General features: G+C 46.1%; 25 protein-coding genes. 15 read left to right on the forward strand and 10 right to left on the reverse strand.

Annotated features, from left to right (window positions below; all coding sequences use genetic code 11):
- Positions 1-680: 680 nt before the first annotated feature.
- Positions 681-815 carry a YjcZ family sporulation protein gene (locus GKZ89_RS04010; RefSeq protein WP_155111117.1) on the reverse strand — a complete coding sequence of 45 codons (135 nt, stop codon included), beginning with the start codon at positions 813-815 and terminating at the stop codon, positions 681-683.
- A 417-nt stretch (positions 816-1,232) separates the two neighbouring features.
- Here GKZ89_RS04010 and GKZ89_RS04015 point away from each other — a divergent pair, with 417 nt between their 5' ends.
- The 5 genes from GKZ89_RS04015 to lpdA all read left to right on the forward strand — a co-directional run bounded on the left by GKZ89_RS04015 (position 1,233) and on the right by lpdA (position 7,295).
- The gene (locus GKZ89_RS04015; RefSeq protein ID WP_338324894.1) at positions 1,233-1,898 is read left to right on the forward strand and encodes a YkyA family protein; all 666 of its coding nucleotides are present in this window, start codon (positions 1,233-1,235) and stop codon (positions 1,896-1,898) included.
- Positions 1,899-2,336: 438 nt separating this feature from the next.
- A complete protein-coding gene (pdhA, locus tag GKZ89_RS04020; RefSeq protein WP_155111118.1) occupies positions 2,337-3,452 on the forward strand; it encodes a pyruvate dehydrogenase (acetyl-transferring) E1 component subunit alpha in 1,116 nt (371 codons plus the stop codon).
- Between the two features lie 3 nt (positions 3,453-3,455).
- Positions 3,456-4,433 carry an alpha-ketoacid dehydrogenase subunit beta gene (locus tag GKZ89_RS04025; protein WP_155111119.1) on the forward strand — a complete coding sequence of 326 codons (978 nt, stop codon included), beginning with the start codon at positions 3,456-3,458 and terminating at the stop codon, positions 4,431-4,433.
- Positions 4,434-4,526: 93 nt separating this feature from the next.
- On the forward strand, positions 4,527-5,879 hold the full coding sequence (locus GKZ89_RS04030) for a 2-oxo acid dehydrogenase subunit E2 (RefSeq protein WP_162356465.1): 1,353 nt from the start codon (positions 4,527-4,529) through the stop codon (positions 5,877-5,879).
- A 3-nt stretch (positions 5,880-5,882) separates the two neighbouring features.
- The gene (gene lpdA, locus GKZ89_RS04035) at positions 5,883-7,295 is read left to right on the forward strand and encodes a dihydrolipoyl dehydrogenase (protein WP_155111120.1); all 1,413 of its coding nucleotides are present in this window, start codon (positions 5,883-5,885) and stop codon (positions 7,293-7,295) included.
- A gap of 33 nt (positions 7,296-7,328) precedes the next feature.
- Here the strand turns inward: lpdA and GKZ89_RS04040 are convergent, their stop codons facing one another.
- The 3 genes from GKZ89_RS04040 to GKZ89_RS04050 all read right to left on the reverse strand — a co-directional run bounded on the left by GKZ89_RS04040 (position 7,329) and on the right by GKZ89_RS04050 (position 10,222).
- Positions 7,329-7,727 carry a hypothetical protein gene (locus GKZ89_RS04040; protein ID WP_155111121.1) on the reverse strand — a complete coding sequence of 133 codons (399 nt, stop codon included), beginning with the start codon at positions 7,725-7,727 and terminating at the stop codon, positions 7,329-7,331.
- Between the two features lie 192 nt (positions 7,728-7,919).
- Positions 7,920-9,476, reverse strand: a complete 1,557-nt coding sequence (locus GKZ89_RS04045) for a glycine betaine uptake BCCT transporter (RefSeq protein WP_155111122.1) — start codon at positions 9,474-9,476, stop codon at positions 7,920-7,922.
- A gap of 371 nt (positions 9,477-9,847) precedes the next feature.
- Positions 9,848-10,222, reverse strand: a complete 375-nt coding sequence (locus GKZ89_RS04050; RefSeq protein ID WP_155111123.1) for a DUF1885 family protein — start codon at positions 10,220-10,222, stop codon at positions 9,848-9,850.
- Between the two features lie 206 nt (positions 10,223-10,428).
- On the opposite strand from GKZ89_RS04050, the gene GKZ89_RS04055 reads away from it, so the two are divergent.
- Positions 10,429-10,551 carry a GapA-binding peptide SR1P gene (locus GKZ89_RS04055; protein WP_155111124.1) on the forward strand — a complete coding sequence of 41 codons (123 nt, stop codon included), beginning with the start codon at positions 10,429-10,431 and terminating at the stop codon, positions 10,549-10,551.
- A gap of 67 nt (positions 10,552-10,618) precedes the next feature.
- Here the strand turns inward: GKZ89_RS04055 and GKZ89_RS04060 are convergent, their stop codons facing one another.
- Positions 10,619-12,094 carry an aminotransferase class I/II-fold pyridoxal phosphate-dependent enzyme gene (locus GKZ89_RS04060; protein ID WP_155111125.1) on the reverse strand — a complete coding sequence of 492 codons (1,476 nt, stop codon included), beginning with the start codon at positions 12,092-12,094 and terminating at the stop codon, positions 10,619-10,621.
- Positions 12,095-12,251: 157 nt separating this feature from the next.
- On the opposite strand from GKZ89_RS04060, the gene GKZ89_RS04065 reads away from it, so the two are divergent.
- Together GKZ89_RS04065 and GKZ89_RS04070 are read left to right on the forward strand one after the other, a co-directional pair.
- Positions 12,252-13,217, forward strand: a complete 966-nt coding sequence (locus GKZ89_RS04065) for an NAD(P)H-dependent flavin oxidoreductase (protein WP_155111126.1) — start codon at positions 12,252-12,254, stop codon at positions 13,215-13,217.
- A gap of 15 nt (positions 13,218-13,232) precedes the next feature.
- Positions 13,233-13,502, forward strand: coding sequence for a UPF0223 family protein (locus GKZ89_RS04070; RefSeq protein ID WP_155111127.1), 270 nt, complete (start codon positions 13,233-13,235; stop codon positions 13,500-13,502).
- 29 nt (positions 13,503-13,531) lie between these two features.
- Here GKZ89_RS04070 and GKZ89_RS04075 read toward each other — a convergent pair whose 3' ends face one another.
- Complete coding sequence (locus GKZ89_RS04075) at positions 13,532-14,176, reverse strand: YktB family protein (RefSeq protein WP_155111128.1); 645 nt, start codon at positions 14,174-14,176, stop codon at positions 13,532-13,534.
- 274 nt (positions 14,177-14,450) lie between these two features.
- Here GKZ89_RS04075 and GKZ89_RS04080 point away from each other — a divergent pair, with 274 nt between their 5' ends.
- From GKZ89_RS04080 to GKZ89_RS04090, 3 genes are all read left to right on the forward strand, one after another.
- Positions 14,451-14,639, forward strand: a complete 189-nt coding sequence (locus GKZ89_RS04080; protein WP_155111129.1) for a hypothetical protein — start codon at positions 14,451-14,453, stop codon at positions 14,637-14,639.
- A gap of 167 nt (positions 14,640-14,806) precedes the next feature.
- The gene (locus GKZ89_RS04085; protein WP_155111130.1) at positions 14,807-15,601 is read left to right on the forward strand and encodes an inositol monophosphatase family protein; all 795 of its coding nucleotides are present in this window, start codon (positions 14,807-14,809) and stop codon (positions 15,599-15,601) included.
- A gap of 1 nt (position 15,602) precedes the next feature.
- Positions 15,603-16,046 (forward strand): GNAT family N-acetyltransferase, encoded by a 444-nt coding sequence (locus GKZ89_RS04090; RefSeq protein ID WP_155111131.1) that lies wholly within the window; start codon positions 15,603-15,605, stop codon positions 16,044-16,046.
- 33 nt (positions 16,047-16,079) lie between these two features.
- Here GKZ89_RS04090 and GKZ89_RS04095 read toward each other — a convergent pair whose 3' ends face one another.
- Positions 16,080-16,265 carry a DUF5325 family protein gene (locus GKZ89_RS04095; protein ID WP_155111132.1) on the reverse strand — a complete coding sequence of 62 codons (186 nt, stop codon included), beginning with the start codon at positions 16,263-16,265 and terminating at the stop codon, positions 16,080-16,082.
- Between the two features lie 118 nt (positions 16,266-16,383).
- On the opposite strand from GKZ89_RS04095, the gene typA reads away from it, so the two are divergent.
- From typA to GKZ89_RS04110, 3 genes are all read left to right on the forward strand, one after another.
- A complete protein-coding gene (gene typA / locus GKZ89_RS04100; RefSeq protein ID WP_162356468.1) occupies positions 16,384-18,225 on the forward strand; it encodes a translational GTPase TypA in 1,842 nt (613 codons plus the stop codon).
- Between the two features lie 141 nt (positions 18,226-18,366).
- Complete coding sequence (locus GKZ89_RS04105; protein WP_241680126.1) at positions 18,367-18,627, forward strand: YlaH-like family protein; 261 nt, start codon at positions 18,367-18,369, stop codon at positions 18,625-18,627.
- Positions 18,624-18,908: a hypothetical protein gene (locus tag GKZ89_RS04110; RefSeq protein WP_155111133.1), complete on the forward strand. Its 285-nt coding sequence runs from the start codon at positions 18,624-18,626 to the stop codon at positions 18,906-18,908. The genes GKZ89_RS04105 and GKZ89_RS04110 overlap by 4 nt, the downstream gene beginning before the upstream one ends.
- A gap of 707 nt (positions 18,909-19,615) precedes the next feature.
- Here the strand turns inward: GKZ89_RS04110 and GKZ89_RS04115 are convergent.
- Positions 19,616-20,035 (reverse strand): hypothetical protein, encoded by a 420-nt coding sequence (locus GKZ89_RS04115; RefSeq protein WP_155111134.1) that lies wholly within the window; start codon positions 20,033-20,035, stop codon positions 19,616-19,618.
- A complete protein-coding gene (locus GKZ89_RS04120) occupies positions 20,032-20,235 on the reverse strand; it encodes a YlaI family protein (protein WP_155111135.1) in 204 nt (67 codons plus the stop codon). The genes GKZ89_RS04115 and GKZ89_RS04120 overlap by 4 nt, the downstream gene beginning before the upstream one ends.
- Before the next feature lie 135 nt (positions 20,236-20,370).
- Between GKZ89_RS04120 and GKZ89_RS04125 the strand changes: the two genes are divergently transcribed.
- Positions 20,371-20,826, forward strand: coding sequence for a pyridoxamine 5'-phosphate oxidase family protein (locus GKZ89_RS04125; protein ID WP_155111136.1), 456 nt, complete (start codon positions 20,371-20,373; stop codon positions 20,824-20,826).
- A gap of 37 nt (positions 20,827-20,863) precedes the next feature.
- Here the strand turns inward: GKZ89_RS04125 and GKZ89_RS04130 are convergent, their stop codons facing one another.
- Positions 20,864-21,478, reverse strand: coding sequence for a YhcN/YlaJ family sporulation lipoprotein (locus tag GKZ89_RS04130; protein WP_241680121.1), 615 nt, complete (start codon positions 21,476-21,478; stop codon positions 20,864-20,866).
- Between the last annotated feature and the right edge of the window lie 57 nt (positions 21,479-21,535).

Consider the following 21,535-nt stretch of genomic DNA (forward strand, 5'->3'; position numbering starts at 1 on the left):
GGTGTCCAGCTCCGGCGGCTAGGCCCTCGAGGTCATAAGCCGCTCATCCGGTGGAGGCCCGCAGGATGCGGGTCAATTGCGTTGCGACAGGACGTCGCGCAATTAGCAGAACTTCCTTCCGGCAATGGCCCTTTGGGTTCACTATGTAAGAACAGGACACCAGGTTTTGGTGTCCAGCTCCGGCGGCCTGCAGGATGCGGGTCCGTTCTACGTTGCGGCAGGACGTCGCGCACTTAGCAGAACTTCCTCAAAAAAGAGCTTCTCGGTCAGAAGCTCCACCGGCTATCGGGACAGAGCAGAAGTATGTAAAGGCTAGACACCAGGTTTTGGTGTCCAGCTCCGGCGGCTAGGCCCTCGAGGTCATAAGCCGCTCATCCGGTGGAGGCCCGCAGGATGCGGGTCAATTCTGCGTTGCGACAGGACGTCGCGCACTTAGCAGAATTTCCTAACTAGAGCACCTTCCTCCGGGCAGTATTATGTAAGGCTAGACACCAGGTTTTAGTGTCTAGCTCCGGGCGCTAGGCCTTCGGCCGCTTCGCTTCTTCGGGCCTGCAGGATGCGGGTCCGTTCTGCGTTGCGACAGGATGTCGCGCACTTAGCAGAACTTCCTCAATAAAGCGCCTCTCGGTCAGAAGCTCCACCGGCCTTCAGGCCTGGGCAAACGCCCTCCGCTTTTCTAGTTAGCAGTTTGGTCCGAGGTAGGCTGCGCCTACGATGATCAATAGGATGAAAAGAACCACGATTAGAGCAAATGTGCGGCCGTAGCCGTAGCCTCCGCCACAGCCGTACGCAGGATAAGCAGGATAACAGTACATGTAATGACCTCCTTTGAAATAGCGCTCTTGCTTGAGCGTCTGCTATAACATATGCCGGGAGGGCAGAAGTGTATAGTCATTCGCCCATTTCTTCAGGATTTTAAGGCGGGGGCCCGGTTAAGAAGGATATTGCCTTCCGGTAAAAAGGCAAAGACCCGGATTATTAAGGTTTTTATAAAGTATGGGGCTGCAGGTGAAAATTTTCGGAAGAAGCTGAGGGGGGTCTGCTGCTGGAAGGACAAGCAGCCCTTTGAAGGAATTTGCTTTAGGAGAACTGCGTTTACTGCTCAGCCAAAGTCAGGATTTCAGCCTAAATGCCTGTTTTTTCCGTTTCAGTGAAATAACTTTAGGCTAATGTATTGTTTTCCTCCTTTATAAATTTTATAGTAAATAGTTGAAGAGTTAGGGGGATTTAGTGTGCGGAAAAAGAACAAATGGATGTTGACGGGAGTCAGTGCCGCTATGGCAGGAACGGTTCTTGCAGGCTGTATGGGGCCGTCGCCTTCTGAGCAGGCCTATGAGGCACTTGAGAATGTAGTATCAAAAGAAGCTCCTTTTAAAAAAGAACAGGAGCCTCTTTTAAAGCTCGAGCAAGAGGAAAACAAATTATACAATGAGATCGTGGCGCTTGGCATGAATGATTTTGACAAAATAAAAAAGCTGTCGGCTGAAGCGCTTGAGCTGGTCGAAGACCGGAAAGCCCGCATCGCAAGCGAGGAAAAGAGCATTCAGGCATCAGAAGAAGCTTTTAAAGACGCTGAAGAGGCACTCGGCAAGATTGAAGAAAAAGAGGCTGCTGCAGAAGGGGAAGAGCTTCAAAAGCTGATGAATGACCGGTATGACGCTTACGGGAAGCTTGCTGCTTCTTATAAAGTAGCGGCTGCGCTTGATGAAGAACTGTATCAGATGTTCCAGAAGAAGGATTTGAAACTCGAGGACCTCGAAGCCCATATTGAAAAAATCAATGCATCTTATAAAGAAGTAAAAGAACTGAATACGAAGTTCAACGAGTACACGGACCAGTACAACAAGGCGAAAAAGGAATTCTATTCGGCAGCCGATATAAATACAGGCGAAGAATGAACGGAAAAGCCCTTCAGCAGGCAGAAAGCTGAAGAGGCTTTTTTTCAGTTGCTATGAAAACGCTTCTATTGTAGTACAGATTGAGGTTTTGTACTAATACAGTTTTCTTGATTGTCATTATTTTGAAATGAAAACAGAGGAAAAAATGGTTGCGCCAAACCTTATACAAACTGATTGACTTCATTTTTGGAGAGGTGTAAACTAGTTTTGTATTGGATGTATTGTATTAATTATTTGAACGAAACGATTAATACAGTTTTTCCGACTCATTTTCCTTACATATAAGGAAGTTTTAAGTTGTTCAAATGTGGTAAATGGTAGTGGAATGACTATGCAAAAAAATGTGTCTGTGAATTATTTTAGGGTATCCTAAATCTGTATATGACTGGAATCATTCTGCTATCAAATTTCTCTAGATGAAAGGAAGAGGTGACTTAGATGGCTGCTAAAACTAAATCTGCACTTGTGGATGGCAAGAAGCAATTCGATGCGATTGCCAAGCAGTTCGAAATGTTCCAAATTTTAAATGAGAAGGGCGAAGTCGTTAATGAAGCGGCGATGCCTGATCTTTCAGACGATCAATTGAAAGAGCTTATGCGCCGTATGGTTTACACTCGTATTCTTGACCAGCGCTCCATTTCTCTTAACCGTCAGGGCCGTCTTGGCTTCTACGCTCCGACAGCCGGACAGGAAGCATCCCAGATCGCTTCTCACTTTGCACTTGAAAAGGACGACTTCATTCTTCCGGGTTACCGTGATGTTCCTCAGATTATCTGGCACGGACTTCCTTTATACCAGGCATTCCTTTTCTCCCGCGGACATTTCCACGGAAACCAGATGCCTGAAGATGTTTATGCACTTTCTCCGCAGATCATCATCGGCGCTCAGTACATCCAGACTGCCGGTGTGGCACTTGGAATGAAGAAACGCGGCAAAGAAGCAGTAGCGATCACGTACACTGGTGACGGAGGAGCTTCACAGGGTGATTTCTATGAAGGAATCAACTTCGCAGGAGCTTTCAAAGCACCGGCAATCTTCGTTGTTCAAAACAACCGTTATGCGATTTCCACTCCTGTTGAGAAGCAGTCTGCAGCCCGTACGATTGCTCAAAAAGCAGTTGCTGCAGGTATCGTTGGGATTCAGGTTGATGGGATGGACCCTCTTGCGGTTTATGCTGCTACAGCTGAAGCGCGTGAGCGTGCCATCGCAGGTGAAGGCCCGACTTTGATTGAAACTCTTACGTTCCGCTACGGACCGCATACGATGGCTGGCGATGACCCTACCCGCTACCGTACAAAAGATATCGAAAACGAATGGGAAGAGAAAGATCCTCTTGTCCGTTTCCGTAAATTCCTCGAAGGCAAAAAGCTTTGGAGCGAAGAAGAAGAAAACAAAGTAATCGAACAGGCTAAAGAAGAAATCAAAGAAGCAATCAAAAAAGCCGACGATTATCCAAAACAAAAAGTAACTGACCTTATGGGCATTATGTACGACGAAATGCCGAATAACCTTAAGGAGCAGTTTGAAATTTATAAAGCGAAGGAGTCGAAGTAAGCCATGGCGCAAATGACAATGATCCAGGCAATCACTGATGCGTTACGCACAGAACTTAAAAATGACGAAAACGTTCTGGTATTCGGAGAAGACGTTGGCGTAAACGGCGGTGTATTCCGCGCGACTGAAGGATTGCAGAAGGAATTTGGCGAAGACCGTGTATTCGATACTCCGCTTGCAGAATCAGGAATCGGCGGCCTGGCACTTGGACTTGGTCTTCAAGGTTACCGTCCTGTACCGGAAATCCAGTTCTTCGGCTTTGTTTATGAAGTAATGGATTCCATTTCCGGGCAAATGGCCCGCATGCGCTACCGTTCAGGCGGAAGATGGACTTCCCCTGTAACCATCCGCTCTCCATTCGGCGGAGGAGTACATACTCCTGAAATGCATGCTGACAGTCTTGAAGGGCTTATGGCTCAGCAGCCTGGTCTTAAAGTGGTTATTCCTTCCACACCTTACGATGCAAAAGGTCTTTTGATTTCTGCGATCCGTGATAACGATCCGGTCATTTTCCTTGAGCACATGAAACTGTACCGCTCTTTCCGTCAGGAAGTTCCTGAGGAAGAGTACACTATCGAGCTTGGCAAAGCGGAAGTGAAGCGTGAAGGATCTGATCTTTCCATCATCACTTACGGTGCAATGGTTCATGAATGCATCAAAGCAGCAGAAGAGCTTGAAAAAGAAGGCGTATCTGCTGAAGTGATCGACCTTCGTACAGTTCAGCCGCTGGATATCGAAACGATCATCGCTTCTGTTGAAAAAACAGGACGTGCCATTGTTGTTCAGGAAGCACAAAAGCAGGCAGGAATCGCTGCGAACGTGGTAGCTGAAATCAATGACCGCGCAATCCTTAGCCTGGAAGCACCTGTACTGCGTGTTGCAGCTGCAGATACTGTCTTCCCGTTCTCTCAAGCTGAGGGAGTATGGCTTCCAAACCATAAAGATGTAATTGAAACAGCTAAAAAAGTATTGGAATTTTAATCAAACAGGACGAAACAAAGACCGGAAAGAAATCAGTTTGCTGGTTTCTTTTCGTTTCATGCAAAACACACAATACTGGGAGGTTGAAAAACCGTGTCATTCGAATTTAAAATGCCGGATATCGGCGAAGGTATCCACGAAGGTGAAATCGTAAAGTGGTTTGTTAAGCCAGGAGACGAAATCGAAGAAGATGATGTACTGGCAGAAGTACAGAACGATAAAGCTGTAGTTGAAATTCCTTCTCCTGTTAAAGGAAAAGTAATTGAACTTAAAGTAGAAGAGGGAACAGTTGCAACTGTTGGACAAACCCTTATTACATTTGATGCTCCGGGCTACGAAAACCTTAAATTCAAAGGTGACGACCACGGAAGCGACGAGAAAAAAGAAGAAAAAACGGAAGCTCAGGTTCAATCTACAGGGGAAGCCGGCCAAGATGTAGCGAAGGAAGAGGCTCCTAAGGAAGAACCGGCTGCTGAAACTGGTGCAGGAAACCAGGAACAAGCTGAAGCGGATCCGAACAAACGTGTAGTGGCTATGCCATCTGTACGAAAATACGCCCGTGAACAAGGCGTAGATATCCGTCAGGTGAACGGTTCAGGCAAAAATGGCCGTATCTCCAAAGAAGATATCGATGCATTCGGTAAAGGCGGAGCGGCTCCACAGCAGGAAGAAGCTGCAGCTCCTAAAGAAGAGGCAGCTCAGGAAGCGAAAAAACCTGCTGCACAGCCGATTCCGGAAGGCGATCTTCCAGAAACACGCGAAAAAATGTCAGGTATGCGCAGAGCGATCGCGAAAGCAATGGTCAACTCCAAGCATACAGCTCCACACGTTACACTTATGGACGAAATCGATGTAACCGAGCTTGTAGCACACCGTAAAAAATTCAAAGGTGTTGCGGCAGACCAGGGTATTAAGTTAACATATTTACCGTACGTTGTGAAAGCTCTTACTTCCGCGCTGAAGAAGTTCCCTGTGCTTAATACATCCCTTGATGACAGCACGGATGAAATTGTTCAAAAGCATTACTACAATATCGGTATTGCAGCTGACACAGAAAAAGGTCTTCTTGTACCGGTTGTTAAAAATGCTGACCGCAAATCTGTATTTGAAATCTCTGATGAGATTAACCAGCTTGCAGTAAAAGCGCGTGACGGTAAACTTTCCGGCGCTGAAATGAAAGGTGCTTCATGCACAATTTCGAACATCGGCTCTGCAGGCGGACAATGGTTCACTCCGGTAATCAACCATCCTGAGGTAGCGATCCTCGGAATTGGCCGTATTGCGGAAAAGGCTGTTGTCCGTGACGGAGAAATCGTCGTGGCTCCGGTTCTTGCTCTTTCCCTGAGCTTCGACCACCGTATGATTGATGGTGCTACAGCACAAAATGCAATGAATCACATCAAGCGTTTGCTGAACGATCCACAACTTATTTTAATGGAGGCGTAATCGATGGTAGTAGGAGATTTCCCTATTGAAACAGATACTCTTGTCATTGGTGCGGGACCTGGCGGCTATGTAGCCGCCATCCGCGCTGCACAGCTTGGACAAAAAGTTACAATCGTCGAAAAAGGAAACCTGGGCGGAGTTTGCCTGAACGTTGGGTGCATTCCTTCCAAAGCCTTGATCACAGCAGGTCACCGCTACGAGAATGCCAAGCACTCCGATGATATGGGAATCACGGCAGAAAACGTAAAAGTAGACTTCACAAAGGTTCAGGAGTGGAAGGGCAGTGTCGTTAATAAATTGACTAGCGGCGTTGAAGGCCTTCTTAAAGGAAACAAAGTTGAAATTGTACGCGGAGAAGCATATTTCGTAGACAATGAGTCCGTTAAAGTAATGGATGAAAACTCTTCACAGACTTATAAATTCAAGAATGCAATCATTGCGACGGGTTCCCGTCCGATCGAGCTTCCTGCTTTTAAATATTCTGACCGTGTCATTCACTCTACAGGAGCTCTTGCTCTAAAAGACATTCCTAAAAAACTGGTTGTGATTGGCGGAGGCTACATCGGGACGGAGCTTGGAACAGCTTATGCGAACTTCGGCACCGAAGTAACGATCATTGAAGCGCTTGATGACATCCTGATGGGCTTTGAGAAACAAATGAGCTCACTCGTTAAACGCAACCTGAAGAAAAAAGGAAATGTAGACATTCATACAAAAGCAATGGCGAAATCAGTGGAAGAGTCTGCTGACGGCGTTAAAGTTACGTTTGAAGTGAAAGGCGAAGAGAAAACCGTTGATGCGGATTACGTTCTTGTTACAGTTGGACGCCGCCCGAACACGGATGAACTTGGTCTTGAGCAAGTAGGCGTTGAAATGAGCGACCGCGGCGTGATCAAAATTGACAAACAATGCCGTACAAGCGTATCCAACATTTACGCAATCGGAGACATCGTTGAAGGTCCTCCTCTTGCCCACAAAGCTTCTTATGAAGGTAAGATTGCAGCAGAAGTGATTGCTGGCGAGCCGGCTGAGATCGACTACCTTGGTATCCCTGCTGTCGTATTCTCTGAGCCTGAACTGGCTACTGTAGGCTATACAGAAGCTCAGGCAAAAGAAGAAGGCATTGAAGTGACTGCTGCGAAATTCCCGTTCGCTGCAAATGGACGTGCTCTTTCCCTTAATGAGACAGACGGTTTCATGAAACTGATCACAAGCAAAGAAGACGGCATCGTGATCGGAGCTCAAATCGCAGGTGCAAATGCATCTGACATGATCTCCGAGCTTGGCTTGGCGATTGAAGCAGGAATGACTGCAGAAGATATCGCAATGACCATCCACGCTCACCCGACATTGGGAGAAATCACAATGGAAGCTGCAGAAGTAGCAATGGGAAGCCCGATTCACATCGTAAAATAAGAATAAAAAACCTCCGCAGCTGCGGAGGTTTTTTTATTGGGATAGAACAGTTTTTATTTCACTGAGTATTTGATCTTTTGTTTTTAAAGCGCCTTCCACATGGACCCTTATTTTTCGGTCCTCCATGATCAGCAAAGAAGGAAAACTTTTTATTCCGAAAGGATTCTTTTGTTCTTCCTGATAAACTCTCATCTTTTCATATTCTTCCGGATATTCTTCTTTTATATCAAGCAGTGCGTCATAATACTGCTCTTCTTCTTCAATTTTTTCCCCGTCTGAAAAGAAAACGATTATTTTCCCTTTTGACTGTACCTGAGGGGCAGGAGTACTGGATAATGCCTCCTGAAGAGAGCATGAGGACAGGAGTAATGCAGGTCCAATGACAGCGGCCAAAAGTATCCGGTCTAGTCTGAATTTCCGTTCACTGAGCATTAGTACCCCTCCTTATGCCTGTGCAGGCAGCAAATTATCCTTATTTTATCACAAAGTATTCTGATACCTTCAAATGTCATGAAAATGTTATCCAAATGATAAATGAACATTTCACATATGGCCGGTTGTTCTTTACCTGAAGTTCATACACAAAAAAAAACTCCCGTATGTATATAACGGGAGTAAACACTATTAGGTTTCATTTTTTTCCATTTTCTTTAATTTTTCTTTATCCACTGGTTTATAAATCAGTACTTTCTCTTTCTTAAGCGATTTGGCGAGGGAGAAAACCATTAAGATCATAATGACCGCAAAAGGCAGAGCAGCTATGATCGAGGCGGTTTGAAGTGCCTCGAGTCCACCGGTATAGAGAAGGATGGCTGCTATAGCCGACTGAATCAAGCCCCAGACGAGCTTAACAGAATTCGCAGGGTTCAAGTCTCCATCTGTCGTCTGCATAGCCAGAACGAATGTAGCTGAGTCTGCTGAAGTGATGAAGAAAGTGGCGATAAGAAAAATAGCGAGCAGAGACAAAACGGTACCGAACGGGAAACTGCTGAGCATTTCAAAAAGAGCAATTTCCGTGCCTCCCTCTGTCATCGCTTCGACAAGAGGAATCTTCTCCATATGCTGCTGGTAGATGGCTGAACCACCGAAGACAGAAAACCACAATGCACCAAACACAGTAGGAACTGCAAGAACGCCAATCACAAATTCTCTGATCGTCCGTCCTCTGGACACCCTGGCAATAAACGTTCCTACAAACGGAGCCCATGAAATCCACCAGGCCCAGTAAAATAAGGTCCAATCCTGGATCCATGTGTTTTCCTGGTCAAAAGGAAGCATTTTAAAGCTTTGCGATGGAAGGTATTGAAAATAGCTTCCAAGCGTTGTAACAAAGAAATCCATGATAAAGTTTGTAGGTCCGATAAACAGCAATGCAAGCATAAGACAAATTGCCAGCACGACATTTACATTGCTCAATATCTTAATCCCTTTATCAAGCCCTGACTGAGCAGAAACGGTGAATAGAACCGTTACAATCGCAATGATGATCAGCTGAGTTCCGAGATTATTCTGAATGGCCGGGAACACGTGTGAAACCCCGCCGGAAATTTGGGTTGCCCCAAGCCCTAGAGATGTGGCAACTCCAAAAATCGTCGCAAACACAGCCACGAAATTAATCAGCGTACCCCAGCCGCCTTCTGATTTTTTTCCAATCAGCGGCTCAAGTGTTTTGCTGATGACGCCATTCTGGCCTTTCCTGAAGGTGAAATAAGCCAGAGCAAGGGCGATTACTGAGTAAATAGCCCATGGGTGAAGCCCCCAGTGGAAAAATGAATAGCGGAGAGCACCTCTTGCTGCTTCATCTGTACCGCCTTCTCCTGTAGGCGGAGTCATATAATGGTTAAGGGGTTCGGCTGCTCCCCAGAAGACAAGGCCAATTCCCATTCCGGCACTAAATAGCATCGCGAACCATGATATGTACGAATACTCGGGTTCATCATCGTCTTTACCCAACTTGATATTCCCGTATTTCGTAAAAATAAGACCGATTGCAAAAATCAAAAAGAATGTAGCGGTCAATAAATAAAACCAGCCGAATTTCTCAATTATCAAACCATGTACTGCTGCCGTTACCTTTGACAGGGTATATGCGCCGAGAACATTCGCCGGCAATACGCCCCAGACAATAAAAAGAGCGGCAACGATAACTGAGATGGTGAAAACAGGTGTTATACGCTTCATACGCATCGCTCCTTCATAAAGTTTGTGAAAAAAAACACAACGTTACATAGTGTAACATGTCCTTTCATTAGTTTAAAGCAGGAAGGCTGCTTCTATTCAGAAAGCTCTGTTAAACTTGGCTGTTGATTTCCGTTGCAGGCGCTCGCTTTCCGCGGGGCGGGCGGTGAGCCTCCTCCCCGCTTTGCGCCTGCGGAGTCTCACCTGTCCAGCTGCTCTCAGCTCGGAGTCTCGCACCTTCCACTCCAATCAACAGCTGTTAAAAGATCAACACCATGCTTTAACAAAGCCATTCAGAAAAGAAAGGCACAAAGTATCATTTAGCCTATTCCAATAAAAATAAACCCGAAAGTCCTATTCGGGTTCTTAAAAATTTATTTAAATTTCATGGTACGGCCGTTAAACAAGACGAGTTCTGCTTTCAGTTTCTTTGCCAGAAACTTCGCCAGTTCATTGGCTTTCGCTTTGTCGCCGTGCGTGGAAGCGGGGGAGAGGTAGATTTGGAACAGGCTCAACTCCTCATCAGCCGCTTCTCCGATTACAATCTGATGATACGAAGGATCACTGCTGGCCAGAATGATGAGCTGCTCTTTTTCAGTTATCTGATCATAAGGAAAGGAACGTTCACTGTATTGCCAATCCAGCTGTTCTCCAGTTTTCGCTGTTATGTCCCGATAATATTGGAGATAGCTCTTTATTTCCCCGATCGAATATTCGGGAGAAGCTTTGATGGTTGCATGCTCGCCCAAAAGACATCCTCCTTTGTCCTCTATTTGTAAAAATTATAGAACTTTCTGAAAAAAAGTAAAGAGTCAGACTGTAAATTGGTTAAAAAAAGGCTTTCAATATAAACCTAATGTGTCATACTTTTTATGCTTGACGAATACAATGTGACATAATAATATAAAGATAACGAAAGTTAAACCGCTTACAATTTAAAAAAGGGGATGAAAAGATGGGAACAATCGTATGCCAGGATTGCAACAGCACGATTAGCCACTTTGAGGATGAAAAGGTCTCTAAATTGTACGGAAGATGTATGGATTGCGACTGCAATAAAACAGAATTGGAACAGTAAGCATCAAGGGGTTCATATATAAAAGGGAAAAGCATGCGCTGATAATGCGCATGCTTTTATTTATGGCCTAACGGATCGCTTTATGCTCTTTAATGACACGAAGGGAGTTCAGGTTCGGATCCTCAGGTCCCTGAACAGGAAGGCCGACTTCCATGTTTTTCTGTATATAATGAAGATTGTCTTCCGTAATGATTTCGCCAGGAATGAAAATAGGGATTCCGGGAGGGTATACCATAATAAATTCAGCGATGATCCTGCCTGCCGATTCATTAAAGTCGATCACTTCCGTCTCTGCATAGAACGCATCCCTCGGGGTCAGTGCGAGAACCGGAATATCTGGAAGAAGGACAGAGGTTTCTTCAACCTCTTCCGGATCACGGTGCTTGAAGCGTTCTGACAGCTCGGTAAGAGCCTCGACCAGCAGGCTGGTCTCTGTCTCTGTATCCCCTGGTGTGATAATACAGAGGATGTTGTATAAATCTGAGAGCTCCACTTCAATCCGATATTTTTCGCGAAGCCATTTTTCCACATCATAGCCGGTCAGCCCCAAGTCTTTTATCGAAATAATGAGCTTGGTCGGGTCATAGTCAAAGGTTGACTTTGTACCGAGGATCTCCTGACCCACACAATAAATATCTTCAATCTCATTCAGCTGTCTTCTCGTGTCCTCAGCAAGCTTGATGGTTTTATCAATGAGGCTCCGGCCTTCGATGGCAAGCCTTTTCCGTGCAACATCTAAAGAAGAGAGCAGCAGATAAGAGGTTGAAGTCGTCGTCATCATGCTGAGAATGGACTGTACTCTTTGTGCAGAAACGAGCCCTTCTCTTACATTAAGAACGGAACTCTGGGTCATAGAGCCGCCAAGCTTATGAACGCTTGTCGCCGCCATATCCGCCCCGGCCTGCATCGCAGACATAGGGAGATCTTCATGGAAATGAATATGGACGCCATGGGCTTCATCCACCAGTACGGGGATGTGATAAGAATGAGCGATTTCCACAATCTTTTCAAGATCTGCAGAGATCCCGAAATAGGTTGGATTGATGACGAGCACACCTTTGGCATCCGGATGCTGATCAAGCGCCGTCTGTACTGCGTCGGTTGTAATTCCGTGAGATATCCCAAGGTTCTTATCCACTTCAGGATGGATAAAGACCGGAACAGCTCCTGAATAGACAATCGCCGTCATAACTGATTTATGAACGTTCCGGGGGACAATAATTTTATCACCCGGCTTGCAGACCGCCATCACCATCGTCATGATGGCCCCGCTCGTTCCCTGTACAGAAAAGAACGTATAATCAGCCCCAAATGCTTCTGCTGCAAGCTCCTGCGCTTCCTTGATAATCCCTTTGGGAGAGTGAAGATCGTCAAGCGGGCCGATATTGATTAAATCCATTTTAAGCGCGTTTTCACCTATATATTCTCTAAATTCCGGATCGATCCCTGAACCTTTTTTGTGGCCTGGTATATGAAATTGTACAGGATTCCGGTCGATATGCTTTTTCAGTCCGGTATAAAGCGGTGTGAGGTTTTGATTCAATGTGCAATGCCACCTTCTTTTCAATGTAATGCGTCCTTATTTAAAACAAATGAATTATATCATCTGCACAGGTTTTTATAAAGAAAATCTTGCTGGCTTTTGACGAAGGAAAACGAAAGCGGAGCAGCGAAGGTACCTTATACAAGGGGGAATGAAAATGATCTGGGAAACAAGAGTAACAGAAATGCTTGGTATAAAGTATCCTATCATACAGGGCGGCCTTGCATATCTCGCTTACTCAGAGCTTGCAGCCGCAGTATCCAATGCAGGTGGATTAGGGCAGATTACGGCCATGTCACTCGGCTCACCGGAGGAACTGAGAAGCGAAATCAGAAAAACGAGGGCGAAAACAACCCATCCGTTCGGTGTCAATTTTGCAATCGGACAGCAAGGACGGCCGTTTTCGCATATGCTCGATGCAGCAATGGATGAGGGGATTGGCATCGTTACAATGACAGGCGGAAATCCCGCACCTCTTTTTGATCAGCTGAAAGGAACTTCTGTTAAAAAACTCGTTCTTACGGCCTCAAGAAGACAGGCAGAAAAGGCAGAGCACCTTGGTGCGGATGCAGTCATCGCTGTCGGTCAGGAAGGAGGAGGGCACCTCGGCAGGGACGATACCGGTACGATGGTCCTCATACCGAGGATTGTACAAGCCGTTTCAATCCCTGTCATCGCCTCCGGGGGCATTGCAGACGGTAAGGGAATGATGGCGGCGCTGGCGCTCGGTGCAGAAGGTATTGAAATGGGCACCCGCTTCATTGCAGTAAAAGAGTGTGTACATGCGCATGAAAGGTATAAAGAAGATCTGTTAAAGGCTTCAGAAACAGGCACTGTCTTAATTAAAAAAAGCCTTGGAGCCCCTGCACGGGCCATAGCCAACACCTGGACAGAGGAAATCCTGAATCTTGAAAAACAAAATCCGGGATATGAAGCGCTTAAAATGTATATCAGCGGTGAAGCGAATAAAAAATACATATATGAGGGAATCAATTCGCAAGGATACGGGTGGGCGGGCCAGTCTGCAGGTCTGATCCATGATATTCCCTCTGCTGAGGAATTATTTGATAGAATGTTGCATGAGGGAGAAGTTATCCGGAAGCAATGGGGAATACAAGCATAAACTGGAGTGTGAAGAATGGATTATCAATATCCGCTATCGGCTGATTGGTCAACAGAAGAAATCATCGATGCAGTTCATTTTTTTGAAAATGTGGAAAAAGCATACGAGAAGGGTTTAAGACGGGAAGAGTTTATGTCCAGCTACAGACGGTTTAAAGAAATTGTTCCAGGAAAAGCCGATGAGAAAAACATCTGTGATGAATTTGAAGAGGTGAGCGGCTACTCTTCCTACAAGGCGGTAAAAAAAGCAAAAAACAGCGAGGACGGCGCCTTGATAAAAATGTAAAAATCCCGGGGATTCCCCGGGATTTTTTGTCAGCTGCTGCTTACCGGTGTTTTTTTGGCAAGCTCATATAACGGCATAAGCGTTTTAAAGGTGTCTTCGATTCTCGAAGCCATCTCACTGCCGCTTAAACGTAAAGCCTCTTCTCTTGGAATGGAGACCCCGCACAGCAATTCTGCCTTCTTCACGGTTTGAAGCCTCACAGCAAGCTCCTTCAGACCATTCTTGCCAAGTTCGGATTGAGGAATGGAATCAGGCTTCGTATGATCTGCAGACCAGACATAGCTGCCGGGAATTTCCTTGATAATCCTGGCGGCATTTTTTTCTGCTGCTTTGCCGAACTGTTCTTTGCCCGGCGCTTCATAGATCATAGCGAACCAAATAAAGACGTGTGTTTCCCACAATCCCACCTGAAAATGAGGAAGCATTTTATACCCCCGCTTGCTTGAAGCAAAAGCGACCCAGGTGTCATCGGGCGGATTGACCGACCTTCGTGCATGCTTCGCTACATGAGCGTGCATTTCCTCTCCTGTAAGAGCAGAAAGCATCGGGGCAAAATACCCGCCAAGTTCTTCGAGCTTCGGACGCACCTGTTTGATCAGTTCTTCCATCCTCATCTCAAGCCCATCTATTTTAAATACGTCAAAATCTTCTTTATTAAACCCAGTAAACGTCATCTTCGCAATTGCCCTCCCGGTTGTATCGCCACCTTGAGCGATCTGAACATGTATTCATGTAAACAGTTTAGCACAGCGGACAGCGTGCTCCAATACAACTGCACGTTTCATCCCTTATGGCGGGTGGTAAAGTATTTGTAATAAAACTTTATTTAAATAGGTATATACACAATTTAATTCACCATGTTCCATGAGATGGTTTCCAATCATAAGATATACAAAATCTTAACGGTTCACAGTTTTAAGGAAATAAGCAGGAAAGGGGAGTTTTTCAATGAAACAGGTCATGAAAGCCGTGCAGCCCAAGGAAATGAAAAACCGTATCAATGTGGTTCAGCTGGAATTGGATTATGAACTGGCCACATTATTTGAAGCGATGCAGGAAAAAAATGAAGATCAAAAATCCGCCAGTAAACAAAGACTTGAAAAACTCAGAAAAGAATGGATGAAACTGCAGGCATAGTACACATGATAGGAAACGAACCTCCAAAAGGTTCGTTTTTATCTGCGCAGTACGGCTGTGTCTCCCCTCCTGCTTGTATTCCTATTTTTCATAAAGTATTCTGTGTATATACATAAATGGACAGGCCCTTTAAGAAGCCTGAATCTGCATCAGAAAGAAGGACGGACATGACAAACTGGAAGGAAATCGACCAATATGCGAAAAGCTGGGTAAGGGAAGCCGGGGAAAGAATTCGTGCCTCTTTTGCCACATCTCTCTCCATACAGACAAAATCTAATCCGAACGATTTAGTTACGAACATGGACAAAGAAACGGAACAGTTTTTCATCAGCAAAATTAAGGAAATGTATCCGGAGCACCGGATTCTCGGTGAAGAGGGTTTCGGTCACGATGTGAAGGACACGGAAGGGATCATCTGGATCATTGATCCGATTGACGGCACCATGAATTTTGTCCATCAGCAGAGAAACTTCGCCATTTCCATCGGTATATACGAAAACGGAACCGGGATGGTCGGATTAATTTATGATGTTGTTCACGATGAGCTGTATCATGCGAAAAAAGGGGAAGGCGCCTATATGGATGAAACCCCTTTGCAAAAGCTTGACCGAAGAGAAGTAAGTGAATCCATTATTGGCATCAATGCAACATGGGTTACGGAAAACCGGAGAATCGACCCAGCTGTTCTCGCTCCGCTCGTCCGGAGCGCACGGGGCACAAGATCATATGGTTCTGCAGCGCTCGAATTCGCGTATGTTGCATCAGGCAGGCTCGACTGCTACATCACCATGAGGCTTGCACCCTGGGATTTCGCGGCAGGACTCATCCTTCTCGAGGAAGTTGGCGGCAAGGCCACAACGATGGACGGGGAGCCGATCAACACGATCGGAAAAAACAGCATACTCGCCGCAAGAGACGGACTGCATCAGGAAATTCTGGAGACGTACCTTAAAAAGTCATAATATGCTGAGATCAAGGGAATTTACAGGACAGGATCTCCGCCTTTTTATAGATTGGGCGGCTGAAAGCCCTGAATGGGAAGCATATGAAACAGATGCATCCGCGATTGAAGAGTACATGAGAAGATATGACATGTACCGCGGTTCCTGGCTAGTGTGGGAGCAGCATGGCGAACCGGCGGCCATCACGTTTTCTGTAGAATGGGCACCCTCCAATGAGAAAGCCTGGATTGGAACCGTTATTGTGAACCCGGCAAAAAGGCAGACCGGGATTGCAAAAGCAGTAATCAGCAGCCTGGCTGGCCATTTTAAGGAAAAGGGCCACAAAGTTCTGTTTGCAGGTGTGCCAGAAAAGAGGCATGACTGGGTCCTTTTTCTTGGTGCAGCAGGGTTTGAACAATTTAAACTGGAAGAAGAGCATATGATTATGCTCCGTCCGCTGCAATAAAAAAATGAGCACAATGTGCTCATTTTTTTATGGTTACAGTTGCCCGCTTTCACGCAATCTTTTCTTTTGGGCAAACCCAAAGCCCATTACTGCACACAAGCCAAGAATCCCAAGAATAATTCCAAAAACGCTCCGGTAGCTGACTGAAATACCGACCAGCGCCATCATAGCTGCTGCAAGCACAGCGAGAAGCAAAAACTTCCATTTAACCGACTTCATATGTGCATCCCCTAACATGTAAAAAAGATTCTATTTTAAGTTTACTTAAAAACTTTCTTTTTTACCAGCAGTGTGTGTTATAATATCGAGGGTATTTGAATTAATAGGAGATGAAATTGTGAAACTTCGAAACGATCTTCGCAATATTGCGATTATTGCCCACGTTGACCATGGTAAAACAACGCTGGTAGACAAACTGCTTCATCAGGCAGGAACATTCCGTGCAAACGAGCAGGTTGCTGAACGTGCCATGGACTCCAATGATTTGGAACGTGAACGCGGAATAACGATTTTGGCCAAAAACACGGCTATTCAATATAAAGACACACGCATCAACATCCTTGACACACCAGGACATGCCGACTTCGGCGGAGAAGTAGAGCGGATCATGAAAATGGTTGACGGCGTACTTCTGGTCGTCGATGCATATGAAGGCTGCATGCCTCAGACACGGTTTGTTCTGAAAAAAGCGCTCGAGCAGAAACTGACGCCGATTGTTGTTGTTAACAAAATCGATAAAGATTCAGCCCGTCCTCAGGAAGTAGTCGATGAGGTAATCGATCTTTTCATCGAGCTTGACGCAACAGAAGAACAGCTGGAATTCCCAGTTATTTTTGCATCTGCTGTCAACGGTACAGCAAGCTTGGATCCGGATCCTTCCAAACAGGATGAAAACATGGAAAGCATCTATGAATCCATCATTGAGCATATTCCTGCACCAGTGGATAACAGTGAAGAACATCTTCAATTCCAGGTTGCTCTTCTTGATTACAACGATTACGTGGGCCGTATTGGAATCGGTCGCGTATTCAGAGGAACGATGCAGGTAGGACAGCAGGTATCCCTTATGAAACTGGACGGGACTGCGAAAAACTTCCGTGTAACGAAGATCTTCGGCTTCCAGGGACTAAAGCGTGTGGAAGTAGAAGAAGCAAAGGCGGGAGACCTTGTAGCGGTGTCCGGAATGGAAGACATTAATGTAGGAGAAACGGTTTGCCCTGTTGAACATCAGGAAGCACTGCCGATCCTTCGCATCGATGAACCTACATTGCAGATGACATTCCTTGTCAACAACAGCCCGTTCGCCGGCCGTGAAGGCAAATTCGTCACTTCCCGCAAAATTGAAGAGCGCCTGATGCAGCAGCTTCAGACGGACGTAAGTCTTCGCGTTGAAAACACTGAATCCCCGGATGCTTGGACTGTTTCAGGACGCGGAGAGCTTCACCTTTCCATCCTGATCGAGAACATGCGCCGCGAAAACTACGAGCTGCAGGTTTCCAAGCCTGAAGTTATCGTACGCGAAATCGACGGAGTCCGCTGTGAGCCGGTTGAACGCGTGCAAATCGATGTGCCGGAAGACTACACAGGAGCAGTCATGGAATCCATCGGGGCCCGCAAAGGCGAAATGCAGGACATGATCAATAACGGAAACGGCCAGGTCCGCATGATTTTCATGGTTCCTTCCCGCGGACTGATCGGTTATTCTACTGAATTCCTGTCACTGACACGCGGTTACGGAATCATCAACCACACGTTTGACAGCTATCAGCCGATGGCGACAGGACAGGTTGGCGGACGCCGCCAAGGTGTACTCGTTTCCATGGAAAACGGGAAATCTTCTTCTTACGGAATCATGGGAATTGAAGACCGTGGAGTGATCTTCGTAGAGCCAGGAACAGACGTTTACGAAGGGATGATCGTCGGTGAACATAACCGTGACAGCGACCTCGTCGTAAATATCTGCAGAATGAAGCAGCAGACAAACGTCCGCTCTGCAACAAAAGATCAGACAACAACGATGAAAAAACCGCGCATCATGACGCTTGAGGAATCCCTTGAGTATTTGAACGATGACGAATATTGTGAAGTAACACCTGAAAGCATTCGTCTGAGAAAGAAAATTCTCGATAAAAACGAACGAGAAAAAGCAGCCAAGAAAAAGAAACTCTCCGGCCTGTAAACAAAATAGATCATCTTGTCCAAAATTGGTTTCTTTGCTACTCTGAAAGAAACCAATTTTTTTATGTGAGGGGGTACTGCATTGACAGATGCAGAGGTATATGACAGGATGTGGCCTGTCGCAAAACTGATTTACACCACCATGGATCCTGTAGCAGGAGGACAGGCAATGTTCACAATCATCCTGCTGCTCTCGATCATCGTGTTTAAACTCGGATTCGCCAAAAAACTGCCGCCGTTAAAAGCTGCACTCATCTACGTATTCTTATTTCTGGGCTGTGCCATCCTGACCTTTCTCGCAGCGTTCCTCCCGATCGCTGAAGGTCTTGTCATAGCAGCGCTCATTTTGATTATTTATAAGATCCGCCTGAACCGGCATAAAAAAATGGAGCAATCCCCATGAGATCACTCCAGGATGCACTCTATAACTGGCTCTCTATCAAAGTCGTCGCCATCGACCGGCCGGATGACCAATCAGCAAACGAAACTGCCGCCCTCTTCGAACAAGTCCTATCCGAAGACCACGCCATCGAACAGCTCACCTTCCACACCGAAGATGACATGTACTATATCACCTGCCTTCAAAACGGCGAACAATACCGGGCCCGCTTCCCCCGCGAACTCATCGACGTCATGAAAGAACAAATGCGAAGAGAACCGGAACGGTACCGGAATTATCAATGATTGATTAGGAATAGTGGACCCCCTGCTGGTGCGGGGGGTTTTTGTGTGCAATCAAATGACGAGATTGGTCAATTAATGCTGTGTGAATGACGACGGCCGTAACAAGTCGAATAATGGACAAAAAACTTGGAACGGCCAAATAATTGGAGGTGATGGTCATATAAATGAGGACTGCAGCCAAAATAGGTCATGCAACGGACAAAATAATCCGAACGGCCAAATAACTGAAGGTGATGGCCAAATAGTGGGGTGCGACGGCCAAATAAATGAGGATGACGGACAGAATAAGTCATGCAATGGACAAAATAATTATGTCGACGGCCAGAATAAGTCAAGTAACGGCAAGAATAAGCCGACCTTAAGTTTCATGCTATCACTACACTTAAAATAAAGTGCTAAATATACATACTCTTCAAGATGAAGACTTAATACGTGGCGTGTATTGTGAGAATTGCGAAGGTATGACGATACAAAGAACGAAAAGGAGCTGGATTTGTTTTAAGTGCGGCAGCAAAAACGAATTAGCCCATTATCATACACTAATCGACTATTTTTTCCTTAAGGGATGTCTGATTACAAATAGCGGACTCAGAAAATTTGCCAAGGTTGAATCGGTATCCGTGTCAAATAAACTTCTGCATAAATTAAACTTTGATAAAACAGGTGCTACTAAGGGAAGAAGTTATACGATTGACTTGGCAAAGATGCTACTTGCGGTTTCTTCCCCCCAGCAAAACCATCCCCCCCACAAACCCTAAATGCCCCAGACACCAATACCCAAAAGCAGTCACATCCCACACACCTGGAACGTCTTTAATGGCGAGAAGGGACAGCGGGAAATACAGGAGCAGTGCCGGGAGGGTAAGGATCAGCGCGAACGCGAACCTTTTGCCGAAGCCCTGGATCTTGAGGCGGCTGGATAGGTACACGTAGCCGATCCCAATGAAAACAGCGACAACGAGGTGAATGGCGAACTCGACCCATTCTGGCAGCGGTTTTGGGTAGATGAAGTCAATGTTGAGGAGAAGGGTGTAGACTTTGATTCCCGTGGCGGCTTGTATCCATTTGAGCAAAAAGCCGAGGATGAATCCTCCGGCCAGGCCGGAGAGTCCGCCGCGGGCGATCATGACCAGTAGTCTCCGGCGGGTTTGTCGCGGTAAAGCCGGAAGTTTCCGGTTTTCAGGCGGTCGTTTGTTTTTTCTTCGATGCGCCCGTAGCATTCAGGGCATGTATAGGTATGGATAGGCCGGTTTCTCAGCCTTTTAGCGAGAAGGGTCTCATCGTCTATCGTGTGGACTTGGTCGCATATTACGCATTTTACTCTCATGGCTAACACCTCTGACTGGTTATTTAGAATGATTATACCACAGGCTGAAAAAGTTCTCCTAAACACTCTGTTTTTATTGGAACATTCGGGTAAAACCGTTATGATAGAAGTGTAAGAAGCATTGGAGGGATGGAGATGGCGAATAAGGTTGAGATCCAGCTGATTGACCCGCTTTTTGATGCTTTGCAAAGGGAAAGATTTGTAAACATTGCGACGATTGATCATGAAACGGGAGCCCCGAATGTGAATGCTGTTTCGTGGGTTTATGCTCCTGACCGCGAGCGTGTTTACATTGCTTTGGATGCCCGTTCCGGTATCCTGGAAAACATACATAAGCATCCTGCTGCTGTTGTTCATCTGCTTGCCAATGAATCGGCTTATTCCATAACGGGGAATGCCCATGTTAAGGTGGAGAGGCTTGAGGGGGTTCCGCTCAAACTTACTCTCGTAGAGCTGATCATTTCGGAAGTCCGCGATGTTATGTTTTACGGTTCCCGGATTTCTGTGGAGCCGCAGTATGCAAAAACCTACGATGAGAAGGCTGCTTCGAAGCTTGATCAGCAGGTGCTGGATGCAATGAAAAAAGCTTAGCCGTTTTCCTGCGGCTAAGCTTATTCAGATTATTGCTTTATTGATTTCGTTTAAGCTCATTTTTGGATTCCCTGTTTTGGCTGCGGTCCAGTTCATTTTGCTGTTTTTCCGGCAGCTGGTCGTTGTCCTGTTCAGTCGGTTCTTTTTCAGGGTTGTCAATGGTGTCGCCCGGTACATCCGGAATGACACGTCCGATAATGGCGGCCAGTTCGTCCATGACGCCTGCTACCGGCCTGCCCTGCTGGATTTCTTTTCCCATCTGTTTAAGCCGCTGGTTCGTATCAGCATCTGCTACGACGATGGCATTCGCACCGTGAGGGTCATTTTTCAGGCTTTCTGCGACTGCGTACTTGATGGACTCGACTTTGTTCCGGTCCAAACCTGATTCAACATCAATTCCGACAATAGCATAATTTCCGAGAACGACTGCGGTTGCATCGTTTACGTCAGGGATTCTTGAAGCGATGTCTACCAAGTGTTTCGAGATCTGCTGGCCGGTTTCTTTGTCAACTGGCTGTTCAGCGCTGTCTTTAACGGTTATGGGCTTTGATTTATAGTCAGAGGACGTTTCGCCTTGCGGGTTTTCCCCGGCATTGCAGGCCGAAAGTATGAAAAGGCCGGCCATGGCGAAAAATAACATCAAACGCAGCATATGAGCACTCCTTTTTGTATGGCTTTTAACTTTATTGTCTGATTAACCTTCTATCTT

The organism is Metabacillus mangrovi, assembly GCF_009711125.1.
Lineage (GTDB): Bacteria > Bacillota > Bacilli > Bacillales > Bacillaceae > Metabacillus_B > Metabacillus_B mangrovi.